This window comes from Pseudomonas sp. C2B4, from assembly GCF_013359695.1.
Classification (GTDB): Bacteria; Pseudomonadota; Gammaproteobacteria; order Pseudomonadales; family Pseudomonadaceae; genus Aquipseudomonas.
In genome coordinates this window covers 169,212-184,193 of the sequence record NZ_JABFMU010000002.1, presented here as the reverse complement: position 1 = coordinate 184,193, position 14,982 = coordinate 169,212, and the positions used below count along the sequence as shown (strand labels likewise).

The following is a 14,982-nucleotide window of genomic DNA, read 5'->3' as shown; positions in this document are numbered from 1 at the left end:
CGCACTCAGCGATAAACCGGGAAGTCCGCGCACAGGGCCGAAACCTGCTGGGCGACATTGGCCTCGACATCGGCATCGCCGAGGTTATCGAGAATGTCGCAGATCCAGCCGGCCAACTCGACGCACTGGGTCACCTTGAAGCCGCGAGTGGTGACCGCCGGGGTGCCGATGCGCAGGCCGGAGGTCACGAACGGCGACTGTGGATCGTTCGGGACAGCGTTCTTGTTCACGGTGATGTGGGCGCGACCGAGTGCTGCGTCCGCCTCTTTACCGGTGAGGCCCTGACGGATCAGGCTGACCAGGAACAGGTGGTTATCGGTGCCGCCGGACACTACATCGTAGCCGCGTTTGATAAAGACGCCGGCCATGGCCTGGGCGTTGTCGATCACTTGTTGCTGGTAAGCCTTGAAGCCAGGCTCCAGCGCTTCCTTGAAGCACACGGCTTTACCAGCAATCACGTGCATCAGCGGGCCGCCCTGGGCGCCAGGGAATACGGCGGCGTTGAGCTTTTTCTCGATCTCTTCGTTGGACTTGGCCAGGATCAGGCCGCCACGCGGACCGCGCAGGGTCTTGTGGGTGGTGGTGGTGACCACGTCGGCGTATGGCAGCGGGTTCGGGTACAGGCCGGCAGCGACCAGACCGGCCACGTGGGCCATGTCGACGAACAGCAGCGCACCCACTTTGTCAGCGATCTGGCGGAAGCGCGGGAAGTCGAGGGTCTTGGAATAGGCCGAGAAGCCGGCAACGATCATCTTCGGCTTGTGTTCGACGGCCAGGCGCTCGACTTCGTCGTAATCGATCAGACCGGTCTTGGTGTCGATGCCGTATTGAACGGCGTTGTACAGTTTGCCCGAGGACGACACTTTGGCGCCGTGGGTCAGGTGACCGCCATGGGCCAGGCTCATGCCCAGGATGGTGTCGCCGGCTTGCAGCAGGGCCAGGTACACGGCGCTGTTGGCCGAGGAACCGGAATGCGGCTGGACGTTGGCGTAATCGGCGCCGAACAGTTGTTTGGCGCGTTCGATGGCCAGCGCTTCAACCTTGTCGACGTGCTCGCAGCCACCGTAGTAACGCTTGCCCGGGTAGCCTTCGGCGTATTTGTTGGTCAGGCCGCTGCCCTGCGCTTCCATGACGCGCTTGCTGGTGTAGTTCTCGGACGCGATCAGCTCGATGTGATCTTCCTGACGTTGCTCCTCGGCATTCATCGCCGCCAGCAGTGCATCGTCGTAACCCTGGATCTTGTCTTGCTTGCTGAACATCGCGTCTCTCCCAGCGGCATCTGTGCGCCATTCGTCTCGGTAAGGCACTGGCGTTTCGGCAGTGCCCTTTGATAGCGATGGTATGACTGGCTTGGCGTGGTCAAATGCCTAAGGGCGCCACGCAAAGGTGCGTTTACGACATGGCGGGAAATGGCAGGTCGTACACAATCTGCGAACACGCCTGAATCCCTTGTGGGAGCGAGCCTGCTCGCGAAGGCGGTGTATCAGCCACATGGATATCGCCTGGCACGCCCTCTTCGCGAGCAGGCTCGCTCCCACAGGGCTTGCATTCAGCTCGCGGGGCTATGCGAGAACCTGGCGCAAAGCCAGCAACGCAAGGAAATGCGCGGGATACAGGGCATACGCCCAGCGCCGCATCGGTGGTGGTTTTACGTCACCCGCATGTCGCAACAGGAACAGCCCCAGCCATGGCGCAATCAGACAAGTGGCAACAGCCGCCATTGCCACGTGATTGCCCAATCGAACGGAGTAATACAGCACCTGCCACTGATTCGATGCCAGACAGACCAGCCCCGGCAGCAACGCGAAATACCAGGGTCGCCGCAATACCAGCAGCATCGCCAACGGCAACAGCACGCCAAAGAAACCGAACATCAGTCGTTCCGGGAACAACGCCGCCAGCACAAGGGCAACCGCCATCAACGGACGCGCTTGCAGGGTTCGGTCCTGCCAGCCACGAATCACCAGAAGACCGAGTGCCAGCGTGGGCAGCACATTTAGGGTGTCGGGATTGGGGATGTACATCCGGTAGGGAATTTCACTCACGGCGCTGAACAGCATTAACCAGCCCAGGTAGCGCCATTGCCCGCCTGTCGTCACCGCCGTGACCCGTGCCAGATTGGCCGCCATCGCCAGGCAGAACCACGGGAACGCCAGACGCCCCGGCACATACAGCCAATCGGCGGAATAACCGACATATCGCAGGTGATCGAGCAGCATGCTCAGCAACGCCAGCCACTTGAGAAGATCCAGCGCTCCGTCGCGCTGCTTTAAGTGCGTAGCCATGTGCATAATTGCCCGGCATCCTTGTAATGTTCTGACAGTGACATCCCGTGCGCTTCCCGGACGATCTTCGGTAAAGTGCCCCACCTCATTGACCACGTGACGCCTCACCATAGGCGCCTCGACCACGGAAGCAGGCCATGACCGACAAGAGCCAACAATTCGCCAGCGACAACTACTCCGGCATTTGCCCCGAAGCCTGGGCAGCCATGGAGCAGGCCAACCATGGCCACCAGCGCGCTTACGGCGACGACGAGTGGACCGCCCGCGCGTCCGACGATTTCCGCAAACTGTTCGAAACCGACTGCGAAGTGTTTTTCGCCTTCAACGGCACCGCGGCCAACTCATTGGCCCTGTCGTCGCTGTGCCAGAGTTACCACAGCGTGATCTGCTCGGAAACCGCCCACGTCGAAACCGACGAATGCGGCGCACCGGAGTTTTTCTCCAACGGCTCCAAACTGCTGATCGCCCGCACCGAAAACGGCAAGCTGACCCCTGAATCGATTCGCGAAATCGCCCTGAAGCGCCAGGACATCCACTACCCCAAACCCCGCGTCGTGACCCTGACCCAGGCCACCGAAGTCGGCAGTGTCTACACCCCGGACGAAATCCGCGCCATCAGCGCCACCTGCAAGGAGCTGGGCCTTAACCTGCACATGGACGGCGCGCGCTTCTCCAACGCCTGCGCGTTCCTCGGCTGTTCGCCGGCCGACCTGACCTGGAAGGCCGGCGTCGACGTGCTGTGCTTCGGCGGTACGAAAAACGGCATGGCCGTGGGCGAAGCGATTCTGTTCTTCAATCACAAGCTGGCAGAAGACTTCGACTACCGCTGCAAACAGGCGGGCCAACTGGCGTCGAAAATGCGCTTCCTGTCCGCGCCCTGGGTCGGCATCCTGGAAAACGGCGCCTGGCTCAAATACGCCCGCCACGCCAACCACTGCGCACAATTGCTGGCCGAGCTGGTCAGCGACATCCCGGGCGTGGAACTGATGTTCCCGGTACAGGCCAACGGCGTGTTCCTGCAACTCTCGGAACCGGCGATCTCCGCCCTGACCGCCAAGGGTTGGCGCTTCTACACCTTCATCGGCAACGGCGGCGCGCGTTTCATGTGCTCGTGGGACACCGAGGAAGAGCGTGTGCGCGAGCTGGCTCGCGACATCCGCGAAGTGATGTCTCACTAATTATCCGGAACTAATGCAACCACTGTGGGAGCGAGCCTGCTCGCGAAGAGGGAGTGTCAGTCAACGCAAATGTTGTTTGACCCACCGCCTTCGCGAGCAGGCTCGCTCCCACAAGCAAGCCCCCGCCGAATTCCCCGATCGTTCGCACCTGAAGTCTTGGTCTACATTGTCTGGCGAGCCGTACAGACAACAACAATCAGGAGCGTACGCATGTCATTGCAAGGTAAAACCCTGTTCATCACCGGCGCCAGCCGTGGCATTGGCCGAGAGATCGCGCTACGGGCAGCACGCGACGGCGCCAATATCGTGATCGCCGCCAAAAGTGCCGAACCGCATCCCAAGCTACCGGGCACGATCTATAGCGTGGCCAAGGAAGTCGAGGCGGCAGGCGGCAGGGCGTTGGCGCTGCAGGTGGATGTACGCGACGAAGCCGCCGTGCACCAGGCCCTGGCCCAGGCCAATGAACATTTCGGCGGCATCGATGCGCTGGTGAACAACGCCGGGGCGATCAAGCTGACCGGGGTTCAACACCTCGAGCTCAAGCGCTTCGACCTGATGCACCAGATCAACACCCGCGCCGTGCTGCTGTGCAGCCAGGCAGCGCTGCCGTACCTGAAGCAGTCCAAGGGGCACATTCTCAACCTGTCGCCACCGCTGAACCTGGCCGTCAAATGGTTCGCCCAATACAGCCCCTATACTGTGACCAAATACGGCATGAGCATGCTGACGCTGGGCATGAGCGAGGAGTTCAGGAATTACGGCATCAGCGCCAACTCGCTGTGGCCACAGACGATGATTGCCACCGCCGCGATCGAGTTTCAGCTGGGGTCACGGGAGTCGTTCAAGCATGCACGCACGCCTGCGATCATGGCGGATGCCGCCCATGTCATCCTGAGCAGCACGAATCGCAGTCTGACCGGGCGTTTGCTGATTGATGAGGAAGTTCTGCGGGAGAACGGCGTCACCGAGTTCGAACACTATCGGTTCGCGCCGGACAGCAGCGACAAGCTGATGCCAGACCTTTTTATCGACTGAAGCAACACAACACCTGTGGGAGCGAGCCTGCTCGCGAAAGCGTCGGATCAGTCAAAACAGATTTGAATGACATACCGCATTCGCGAGCAAGCCCGCTCCCACAAGGGATTACCGGTGCGAATCAATACTCGATCCGCACATCCCCCTTCGGAATGCTGCAGCACGACAGGATGAACCCTTCGGCCTCGTCGTCCTCGGTGATCCCGCCGTTGTGATCCATCTCCACTTCGCCGCCCAGCTTGAGCACCTTGCACGTGCCGCAAATGCCCATACCGCAGGCTTTCGGGATCATCAGGCCGACCTTGGCGGCGGCTGCATGCACGGTCTCGCCCGGTGCCACGCGGATGCTCTTGCCCGAGGCGGTGAATTCCACCTGATGCAGTTCCGAGTCAGCCACCTCCGGCGCCTCGGCGGCCTGCTCGGCATGCTCCACGGCGTCTGCGCGGGCCTCGGGCGGGGTCGCGCCGAAGGATTCCTCGTGGTAGTGCTTCATGTTGAAGCCGGCGTTTTCCAGCAGGCGCTTGACCGCGTTCATGTACGGCGTCGGGCCGCAGCAGAACACTTCGCGCTCGAGGAAGTCAGGGACCATCAGTTCCAGCATCTTATGGTTCAGGTAGCCGCGATAGCCGGCCCATGGCTCACCGAAACCGTGTTTTTCGCAAATCAGGTGCAGGCTGAAGTTTTCGATCCGCGCCGCCATGTGCTCCAGCTCGCGGTGATAAATGATGTCCTTGGGCGAACGGGCGCTGTGGATGAACGCCATGTCGACATTGCCGTTGGTGTCGAAGAACCAGCGGGCCATGGACATGCACGGCGTGATCCCCACGCCACCGCTGAGGTACAGCACCTTCGGGTTCGGGAAGTCCATGGCATTAAACAGCCCGACCGGACCGTGCACCGCCAGTTCGTAGCCTTCATGCAGGGTGTCGTGCAGCCAGTTAGAGACCTTGCCGCCCGGTACGCGCTTGATGGTCACCGAGAAGCTGTAAGGCACCGACGGTGAACTGGAAATCGTGTAGGAGCGCATGACCTGCTGGCCGTCGATCTCCAGCTCCAGGGTGACGAACTGCCCCGGCTTGAAGAAAAACATGATCGGCTGGTCGGCCATGAAGCAGAAGGTGCGCACATCCCAGGTTTCCTGGATGACTTTGACGCAACGGACGATGTGCCGGCCATTGGCCCAGGTCTGTGTAGTTACAGGGTTCAGGAAGTTGTTGGACATGCTGATCTCCACGGCCGACTGTCGGCCTTCATGATGGCGATTCTGCGTATAGCGCGAACCACCCATTTACCTATCTGCGACATTGACATGCTTATCGCGACCAGCCGCCAACCACCGGGGCTTGCGCGTCGGGAACAGATTGCATCATGTCGCCCATGGATAAGGTTCTGGCCAGCGTCGGCCCCACACTCGCCCCATACCAAGACACGACCTTTACACCTTGCGTAGCAACCCTGAACAGCAGACCTGATTAGCCACTTTCGCCGGCCACGCAGATGGCCCTGAGGATTAAACGATGGACGTCACTACTACCCTGAGCCTGGGCGATCCGCTGGAACCCGCACGCAAGGCCACCGCGCAGATGCTGCAAGAGCGCGAGCGCACCTTCTCGCTGCCGCAGCCGTTCTACACCGACGAGCGCCTGTTTGAAATCGACATGCAGGAGATCTTCCAGAAAGAGTGGTTGATCGCCGGCATGACCTGCGAGATCCCGGCCAAGGGCAACTACATGACCCTGCAGGTCGGCAAGAACCCGATCATTGTGATCCGCGGCGCCGATGGCGTGGTCCATGCCTTCCATAACGTCTGCCGTCACCGTGGCTCGCGCCTGTGCACCAGCGACAAGGGCAAGGTCGCCAAACTGGTCTGCCACTACCACCAGTGGACCTACGAACTCGACGGTCGCCTGCTGTTCGCCGGCACCGAGATGGGCGCCGACTTCGACATGAAGCAATACGGCCTCAAGCCGGTAAACGTGAAAACCGCCGGCGGCTACATCTTCATCAGCCTGGCAGAGAACCCGCCGGCCATCGATGACTTCCTGTCGACGCTCAGCCATTACATGGAACCGTATGACATGGAAAACACCAAGGTGGCGGTGCAAACCACCTTGATGGAAAAGGCCAACTGGAAACTGGTGCTGGAAAACAACCGCGAGTGCTACCACTGCGGCGGTTCGCACCCTGAACTGTTGAAAACCCTGCTTGAATGGGACGACGTGACCGACCCGCGCGCCGACCAGGCGTTCAAGGACCACGTCGCCGCCTCCGCCGCTGCCTGGGAAGCCGAGAAGATCCCTTACGCCCACGCCAGCTTCGGCCTGCGTAACCGTATCGTGCGCATGCCGCTGCTCAAGGGCACCGTGTCGATGACCATGGACGGCAAACAGGGCTGCGCCAAGCTCATGGGCCGTATCAAGAACCCGGACCTGGGCTCGATGCGCATCCTGCACCTGCCGCACTCCTGGAACCACTGCATGGGCGACCACATCATCGTGTTCACCGTGTGGCCGATCAGCGCCCAGGAAACCATGGTCACCACCAAGTGGCTCGTGCACAAGGACGCTGTCGAAGGCGTGGACTACGACGTGGAGCGCATGCGCCAGGTCTGGGACGCCACCAACGACCAGGACCGTCGCCTGGCCGAGGAAAACCAGCGCGGCATCAACTCCACCGCCTACCAGCCAGGTCCGTACTCCAAGACCTATGAGTTCGGTGTGGTGAACTTCATCGATTGGTACAGCGGTCGCATGTTGAACAACCTGGGCGCCGAGCCTGCGCCATACCTTAAAGGGGTGCCGGTCCAAGGGTAAGGCAAGAGAAATTACTGATAATTAAAATTCGAGGTTCTTGCGCTTTCGGCGCATGAACCTCGACATTGCGATTTCAATAAGCATTTTTCCAGATTAACTTATCTCCTCCGACGTTATCTTGTTCCGCTCTTCTATAGGGATGAGTCGGGGTCGGCAATATCAACCTGGATCGATGTAACCTCGGAAAGGTTTCCGAAAGCATCCATCGCCCGCACTTCGATTAAGTGAGAACCCGGCGGCAAGTCCGCTGTTGTGAAAAAAGGAACCTCTGTACGACCTAAACACACCGTATCCCAGTAGACAAAATACGCGCTAACACCAAACTCCCCTTCAGATGGTGCCCACGCCAGACTTGCCGAGTTCCCTACCAGCTCTAAAACTTCGAAATTTAGCGGGGCCGCGGGTGGGGTTTCGACCACCGGCTCATAGACAACTGTTGTTGGCGACTCAGATAGCTGCCTATATGAATCGATGCTATAGACTTCTATTGTGTATATCTCGCCCGGCACCAATTCGGATATGGTAACCGTGGGAAAACCCAGCACAGCCCTATAATGCTCATTATTAATATCTACCCGCACGCCAATGGTGCTACTTGATAAACGTTCCCAGGTCAACTTCACTTGAGTTGGTGTCAGATCCGACAAATTGACCTCTGGAGGCAAAGGCGGAGGCTCTGGTGGTTGCCCTAAAGTTCTGAACAACGTAATCGGACTAAAAGGGGATTTATTCCCATCTCTATCTAAAGCACGTATACCCACATGATAATAAGCCCCTGCCATTAGTGAACTTAGAAAGCTACAGTTATCACTGACCCGAGGAAATGGAAACCCATTTACATACGTTATGTACGCAACTGCGTCGTTGCTGATTGGTTGTGCCCAATCCAACCTCGCATGGCTTTCTGTTAGTTCGCTGACAACCGGCTTACCCGGTGAACTCGGTGGTACTCCATCGGATATAGTTACTTCAAGCATGCTTTCTTCCGATTTATCATCGCCAATTTGTGCTCTCACCTTGAATACAAGGTGGTAGGGGGGGCTTGGCAATATGTCAGCCAGTTTGAAGTTATAGCCCCACCGCCCCGCCGGCGTATTGAAGACCTTGTCGTTGATACTAATTTCATGAGTTAAAGATGTTCCCCAAAGCGGGCCCCAACGGAGTTTACAGTTTCCGTTGGACTGGCTAAACCTGAGGTTTGTCGGTGGATGTACCAAGGTTTTGAACGTTGCGCTTGAAGGTTCAGAGACCCATCCTCCAGCGAAGGCATATACTTCAACCTTGTATTCAGTTAAGTACCGCAGGTAATTCAATTGGAAAAATGTTTCACCCGTTTGAGCCACCACAAATCCATTAACTTTGATCCTGAAACGAATTCCACTTCCTCCAGGAAAAGCCCATTCAAGCCTGGCCGAGGTTGAGGTGATATCAGTAACTGAGAGTTCGTCGGGGTTTCCTGGATTGATGGTAAATGTGACAACTTCCGAATAGCCCGATTGTTGCCCATCGTGGATCTCATCACAGATTAAGTCGAAATTACCGGGCGGGAATGGGGTCTTTGGGGCCGCAGACCAGCCTCCATCTTCCCTAACCAGGGCAGTACCGTATTCGATGACACCCGACCCCGCCTGATAGAAACGAACTGTTGCACCACGCATTCCATTGATTCCCCTGACCTCTGGAGTGGTGGTTGTTACGGTTGAACGGTCGGCAGGTTCGATAATTTCAGGTACTGGTAAAGCAGGGGCGGAGATTGTGAGAGGCTTCGCAATTGAGGGATTTTGCTTTTCATCAATCGCCCAGATTTCAATGGTAACTTCTTCTGAACCCCATACTTTTCCAAGCTCATATTCACTGACCGAACCTGCCAATAACAGCGGGGGATTTTCATTTACCGATATTGCATAATTTACAATATTTTTGCTACTTGACTTGTCCCATGCCAACTTCAAACCGGTGGCTGTCTCGGAGACAATTTTAAAATTCTCTACTGGCTGAGGAAGTGTCATATCCACGTCAACAACCATCGTTTTTGGATCAGTCTTCTCTCCACTCTCCATCAACTGAAGAGAGACCTTTAGTTCAAATTCTTCGTCTTGTCGAGCATATTCCAGGAACGATATTGGAGTTCCATATTCGATGGGCAGTGGGGGAAGGTCAATGTTCTTCGAGGTAGCTGCAAGACCTATAGGCATCGCATATCCCGGATCAGGAATAGGGTCCCATGTCAGAGTCGCCAGAGCCAACAACGGGTCTCGATCCAGATCAATAGGAACGTAGCAAACCTGCATATTCTTTAGCTCAGGTATAGGCCGGCGCAAAATACCAGTCCATTCAGACACATTGTCGTTATAGTCTCTTGAGCGAACTTCGATAAAGCGACTTTCAGATGGCGGCACATTATATATATCGAACTTAAGACCCCGGGTCGCCCCCTGGACTACACCGTCCATTCTTACTTCATAATCTTTGACCCCAATGCCATCGTCATCGCTGGATCCATCCCATTCCAGCCTGATGACGGGCAATCCAAATAATGAAAACCTGGGATTTCCGGGAATCGTTGGAGGCTTCTTATCCTGGATTAATTCAACCTCGTTGGAGAACGGTGACAAGTTACCGTTACCATCCTCCGCTTGGACTCTGAACATACCATTCCACCTCGGCAAATCCTTGGCGGTATAAGTTGTCTGATTCGTCACATAAAGCAATCTATCACCCACACATATACGATAATTACGCACACCAACATTATCGCTTGCCGAGCTCCAAGCAAATTTTACCGTATTTACTTTATCAGCCTCATAAAGTGACTGTGGCTCAACAGTGAAGTTTTTCGGTGCTACTGGGGGCGTTGTATCTTGTGCTCGCCGCAAGGTAAGTTCGATGCATTTATCGACTACACTGCTTCGGGTTTCTGGTCGTGTAATGAAATCGACATTCACAATGCTCGCGTTTTCAAACCCCGCCGCGAACGTTTTCAATCGTATAGGATGATTACTATTCAAGTGCTTGGGACCACCCGCGTAGACCGCCGCACTTAAACTCCATATTGAGTTCATTGGCGGCTCTGACATCGTCCGGGTGACGAGCGCCTCGATACCTTTTTCGCTGCTGTCTTCGGGGCTCCAGTAGTGAGTTATCGGGGCCCAGAGATATCTTCGAGATATCCAATTTTCACTCCAACCTGGTGGATTCTTTGGATTGTCTGGATTTTCTGGATCCTCTTCCGCTTCTGGCAGATCACCAAACGCTCCCGTTATAAATAAATTGCGCCCTGTTTCTCTTATTTTCTTCCAAGTAAAATTATTTGCTTTATAACTCAATGCAACCCCCTCTAAAGCCTTGAGGTGAGTCAGCAATCGCGAGAGACTACTATGTGCAAAAAGCCTCCCTTTGTCGAACGTATGAAAATCAAGTATTACGGGCTCTCCAGGATTCTCCCTAAAGAAAATCAGAAGATCCGCAATTAAATCTTCTAAACTCCTATTCCCATGATTACCATGCTGAAACTTAAATACATAATATGTTTTAGTAGTCGGACTATGGTTCCCGGTTGTTTTTTTATAGCTTTTGTCATAAAGACGCAAATCTAAGACACGTGCGCCATCTCTAAGCTGGTATAAAAACCGGCGATCTTGACAGGCTACCCAATACTCGGCCGGCCCACCCGTTGCATCTTTATCGACACCAGCATTATGCGAGCTTGGAAAAACCGTCCTTACCCACCTTTTGTCTGCAATTTGAGGATAAAGATCTGATAACCAACGACTATAGTTTATTGCGCGCCCTCCGGGCGCCGTCGTCGTTGAGCGCGAAGAGTCGCTTTTATTGACTTTTTTCTTCATCTCAGTGGCTCCCATATAAAAAATAACTACTTTTTTATACTGTGTGAAATTTAGAAAAAAACATACCTAGCACAACTGATAGTGGCACTGTCGAGATTCACTGCTAAGTTTTATGGGTTGTGTTGCCCTATGGCACCATCCAGCGGATCGTTGCTTACGACACGACGTAATCAGTAAAAAGCCCCCACCCTATCTATGGGTCACTTTGGCATTGGGCATAGAAGTGTTTCAAGAACCACAGTTTTTGCCCGAGCGCCACTATCAGAACTGCTAGTGGTGCAATTGATTTATTGGGCTATTGTTGTTAACGCACCATCCACAGCAAGTCTTACTCTTGATCTATTACACCCAACGCTCGCTTTAAAGCTGCGTTAGGCCTTTCAATTGAATTTAGAGGTTTCCGCCATGCTGCCACTACGCTCTGCAGAACAAACGAAAGCCATAAAGAATGAGCAAACCCGCAATGGAACAAATGGCTCTTTCGAATCCACAATTCCGGTATTGCCCCATTCATTTAGGGCAGATGTAGCATATTACGAACTTTCTCCTACCGCGCCGTTTTTTATGGTTACCGCGGAGGATAGACTAGATAACGGTAAAACATTTAATTTCACAATGGCAATTCCCCAAAACGCAAAGGACGGCATTGCCAACGTTAGTTTTGACCCAAGCAGTCAAACAGATGCACTTGTACTTTTCTTTGGAAATGTGATGCATGGGGGGCGGAGCGGATTTATTAAATTCGAACACTCTATTTCAGAAAAAAGACTAAAGGCAACATTCGACTTTGTTGACCATCTAAACGGAAGATTCAAAGGAGAACTTGATGTTTATGAGTTGAACCAATGACCTGTATCCCACGCATCCAAGCCACCCTAAAAGCGCGGCTTGAGCGAAGGGCGGAAAGCGCGGCGCCGAGCCTACGCCGTACCTCAAAGGGGTTCAGGTTCAAGACTGCAAGCAAAAGCTTGATCGAACACCGCACGGGGCAAGCCCACACATTTGATCGGTCGTACACAAATCCCGTAAACGACACGGTCAAGTGTGGGGGGGCATGGTTGCGAAAACGTCCTCTAAACCTTCATATCTCCTCATGACACAACGCACCCCAGAACTGTACGAAATATGATCTATTCCGTTCAGCGCTATGCCCCATAAGGCTCCCAGCCTTCCGCAAACAAGTTATCCACACCTCAACCCACAGCAAATGGGGACAACTGTGGAAAGCTCGCAAAATTTCTTCCCGAAAACTGAAGAAAATCCGTGACTTATTCAGAACCAGGGTTTTCTCCGGCGCCTGATCATTTATTGATCAAATCTCTGCAGGGCACGTAACACGCAGCTTGCAGCGTATGGCGAACACCTTATCCACAGAAGCACCAACAGACTTTGGGGGCAACTTCACGGGTATTGTGGAAAACCGCTGGAGACCGCGATTTTCCTGCGTTCCCGGGGTGTAGAACTGGCCAGAACCGGCAGTTTGGACGTTTTTTAACCAACCCCTCGAAAGCCACGGTTTATAAGGGCTGTAGCAGTAAGCGAACATCTTATCCACAGAAGCGCCAACAGAGATTGGGGGCAAGTCCTGCACTTATCCTCTGAAAAAACCCATGAAAAACCGCAGCTTAGGCTGGTTGTTTTTTGATCTTCGGCCTGCAGGCCCTGATCTGCAAGGGGTTGGCCAAGGGGTGAACACGTTATCCACAGAACCGCCAACAGGGATTGTGGGTAAACAGGTCGAAAATGGCCTCGCGCCTTCAAACCTTGTTAAAACACGAACGTCCCGCCTCGATATCCAGATTCAACTCAAAGTCATCGAACGCTCGCCAGCCCAACAGAACCGACGGCACATACCGCCCCCTCACCCAGGACGGCGGGATGGTGAAGCCCGGGTAGTACTTGTAGGTGATCGGCAGGCTGTGGCCGGGCAGGTTCAGCACGCCCTTGAAGGTTTGGAAGCGTTGCCTTTCGGCCGTATCGAGCGGGGAGACTCCAGGGGTCAGTGCCTGCACCACATTGACTTGCTCACCGGGCAAGGCCGAGGTCAGGTAATCGACATTGCCGGTATCGACGATTGCCTGGGTCGAGCGGTTATCCAGGCTGGCGGCGATGGTCAGGCGCTGGTTGAGATCCATGCGAGTGTAGGTAATCGGTGCGTCGCAGCGCGCGGCAGGCAAGGGGTTGAGTTCCAGGGTCTTGCGGGTGATTTTCAGCGGCCCCAGCTTGCTGATCAGATCCAGCCCCAGCAGGTTGTCTCGATCGCTGACGAACACCAGCACGTTCCTGAATTCGCTTGAGCCGATCCTCAGCGACTCGATGACGCCCAGCCTGGCCGACACATTGCTCTCGCCGTAAAACGTGCTGTAGGCGTAATGGGAGTCGGTTAACAGCCTGATCCCCATCGACCTGGCGGTGTCGACATTGACCCGGGTTTGCGGAGCGCCGGTGTCGAGGACGAAGCGCGCCGAATGTCCATTGGCGTCACTGACATCGATGAAGGGCAGCACCTCTTGCGCAATGAAGTGGTCGCTGGCGTACGGATGAATCTTCAGCTCCTGGCGCCGGGCTGCGCGCTTGACCGTGAAATCCCCCGTCGCGCGCAACGTGGCCAGGGACTGATCGCCGAACATCGAGAACAGGATTTTCAGCTCCGGGTCAGCCTGTATGGCCCGAGCGTGTCGGCGCTTGATCGCCAGGTAGTAATCCGGCAACTGGTTGGCGGCCTTGAGCTCGAATATCCGGGCGATCACCGTCACTGAGCAGTCGAGGTTTTTCCCGGGGTCCGGCACAAGGTCGCAATGCGCGCGCAATTGTGCCAGGGAGGCGTTCTGCCCTTGCTCGGAGGCCAACCATTGATAGAAGCCCGGCTCGGGCAAGACGAGCGGCTCAGGCGCGTTCGGCCGGTTAGCGGCCAGAAGTCCCGTGGACACCAGGACGACCCAGGCAAGGAGCAATCGCGTCAGCGGCTTCATGGCCAACCCACTCATAAAAACCAGGTCTTATGAACAAGCGCTGAACCTCTGAAAGCTCCCTGACTGCGTGCTGCACCCTGACCAGCGCACCTAGAAAATGTAGCTCAACGGGTGATTACCCGGACGTGCTTTTTTGTGGGAGCAAGGCTTGCCCGCGATGGCGATCTTGCTGGCGCCATCGCGGGCAAGCCTTGCTCCCACAGGTCCGAGTTGGGCCCCTAAGGCCGGTACATCAGGTAGGCTTCGCCGGTGACCCGGATCATCGGATGCGGCGTGATCTGGCAGGTATCGACCACCCGAAAGCCGTGGCGCTCGTAGAAGCGCCGGGCGCCGGTGTTGGCGGCGTAGTCGATCAGGCTCAGGCCATTGAGCCCCAGCTGGTTGGCGCGGTCGTAGGCGTAGGCGAGGAACTGCTTGCCCAGGCCCTGATTGCGCCAGCCTTCATGCAGGGCGAGGCTGGAAATGTACAGGGTGTCGGGGATTTCCATGGTCGCGTAGGGCGCCAGCACCGGATCGGTAACCGGCTCGGCGAGCGGGTCGTGGCGCATCACGTAGCTGTGCAGCATGCCGATGACTTGTCCGTCCGCCTCGGCAATCAGGCAGTTCTGATAGGAAAAATCCACATCGTCACGGGCGTAACGAATGGCGCCGACGTCCAGCAGATCCTGGCCGGGTTCTGCGATCTGGCTCCAGATGTAATCTGAAGCGCCTTCGGATGAAATCTGGAACAGCCGCGCAATGTCCCGCGCATCCGCGCGGACTGCCGGACGAAATTCAACTGCCATTGGTTTTCCTTGTGGGAGCGAGCCTGCTCGCGAAAACGGTGGGTCAGGCAATATTCATGTCGGCTG

10 protein-coding genes are annotated in these 14,982 nt (G+C 55.8%); 4 read left to right on the top strand and 6 right to left on the bottom strand.

Going from position 1 to position 14,982, the window contains the following annotated elements; genetic code table 11:
- Nucleotides 1-5: 5 nt before the first annotated feature.
- Together glyA and HNQ83_RS02515 are read right to left on the bottom strand one after the other, a co-directional pair.
- Nucleotides 6-1,259, bottom strand: a complete 1,254-nt coding sequence (glyA, locus tag HNQ83_RS02520) for a serine hydroxymethyltransferase (protein WP_008019509.1) — start codon at nt 1,257-1,259, stop codon at nt 6-8.
- A 303-nt stretch (nt 1,260-1,562) separates the two neighbouring features.
- Nucleotides 1,563-2,291, bottom strand: coding sequence for a TraX family protein (locus HNQ83_RS02515; RefSeq protein WP_256668833.1), 729 nt, complete (start codon nt 2,289-2,291; stop codon nt 1,563-1,565).
- Nucleotides 2,292-2,422: 131 nt separating this feature from the next.
- Here HNQ83_RS02515 and HNQ83_RS02510 point away from each other — a divergent pair, with 131 nt between their 5' ends.
- Entirely contained in the window at nt 2,423-3,463 is a 1,041-nt protein-coding gene (locus HNQ83_RS02510) for a low specificity L-threonine aldolase (RefSeq protein WP_175387508.1), read from the top strand.
- 210 nt (nt 3,464-3,673) lie between these two features.
- Entirely contained in the window at nt 3,674-4,498 is an 825-nt protein-coding gene (locus HNQ83_RS02505) for an NAD(P)-dependent oxidoreductase (protein ID WP_175387507.1), read from the top strand.
- A 121-nt stretch (nt 4,499-4,619) separates the two neighbouring features.
- On the opposite strand, the gene gbcB is transcribed toward HNQ83_RS02505, so the two are convergent.
- A complete protein-coding gene (gene gbcB, locus HNQ83_RS02500) occupies nt 4,620-5,720 on the bottom strand; it encodes a glycine-betaine demethylase subunit GbcB (RefSeq protein ID WP_175387506.1) in 1,101 nt (366 codons plus the stop codon).
- Nucleotides 5,721-6,015: 295 nt separating this feature from the next.
- On the opposite strand from gbcB, the gene gbcA reads away from it, so the two are divergent.
- Nucleotides 6,016-7,311 carry a glycine-betaine demethylase subunit GbcA gene (gene gbcA / locus HNQ83_RS02495; protein ID WP_175387505.1) on the top strand — a complete coding sequence of 432 codons (1,296 nt, stop codon included), beginning with the start codon at nt 6,016-6,018 and terminating at the stop codon, nt 7,309-7,311.
- Nucleotides 7,312-7,442: 131 nt separating this feature from the next.
- On the opposite strand, the gene HNQ83_RS02490 is transcribed toward gbcA, so the two are convergent.
- The gene (locus HNQ83_RS02490) at nt 7,443-11,159 is read right to left on the bottom strand and encodes a fibronectin type III domain-containing protein (RefSeq protein ID WP_175387504.1); all 3,717 of its coding nucleotides are present in this window, start codon (nt 11,157-11,159) and stop codon (nt 7,443-7,445) included.
- Nucleotides 11,160-11,564: 405 nt separating this feature from the next.
- Here HNQ83_RS02490 and HNQ83_RS02485 point away from each other — a divergent pair, with 405 nt between their 5' ends.
- A complete protein-coding gene (locus HNQ83_RS02485; protein ID WP_175387503.1) occupies nt 11,565-12,008 on the top strand; it encodes a hypothetical protein in 444 nt (147 codons plus the stop codon).
- A gap of 908 nt (nt 12,009-12,916) precedes the next feature.
- Here HNQ83_RS02485 and HNQ83_RS02480 read toward each other — a convergent pair.
- Both HNQ83_RS02480 and HNQ83_RS02475 read right to left on the bottom strand, forming a co-directional pair.
- Nucleotides 12,917-14,131, bottom strand: a complete 1,215-nt coding sequence (locus HNQ83_RS02480; protein ID WP_256668831.1) for a TIGR02281 family clan AA aspartic protease — start codon at nt 14,129-14,131, stop codon at nt 12,917-12,919.
- Between the two features lie 218 nt (nt 14,132-14,349).
- On the bottom strand, nt 14,350-14,916 hold the full coding sequence (locus HNQ83_RS02475) for a GNAT family N-acetyltransferase (protein ID WP_175387501.1): 567 nt from the start codon (nt 14,914-14,916) through the stop codon (nt 14,350-14,352).
- Nucleotides 14,917-14,982 lie beyond the last annotated feature (66 nt).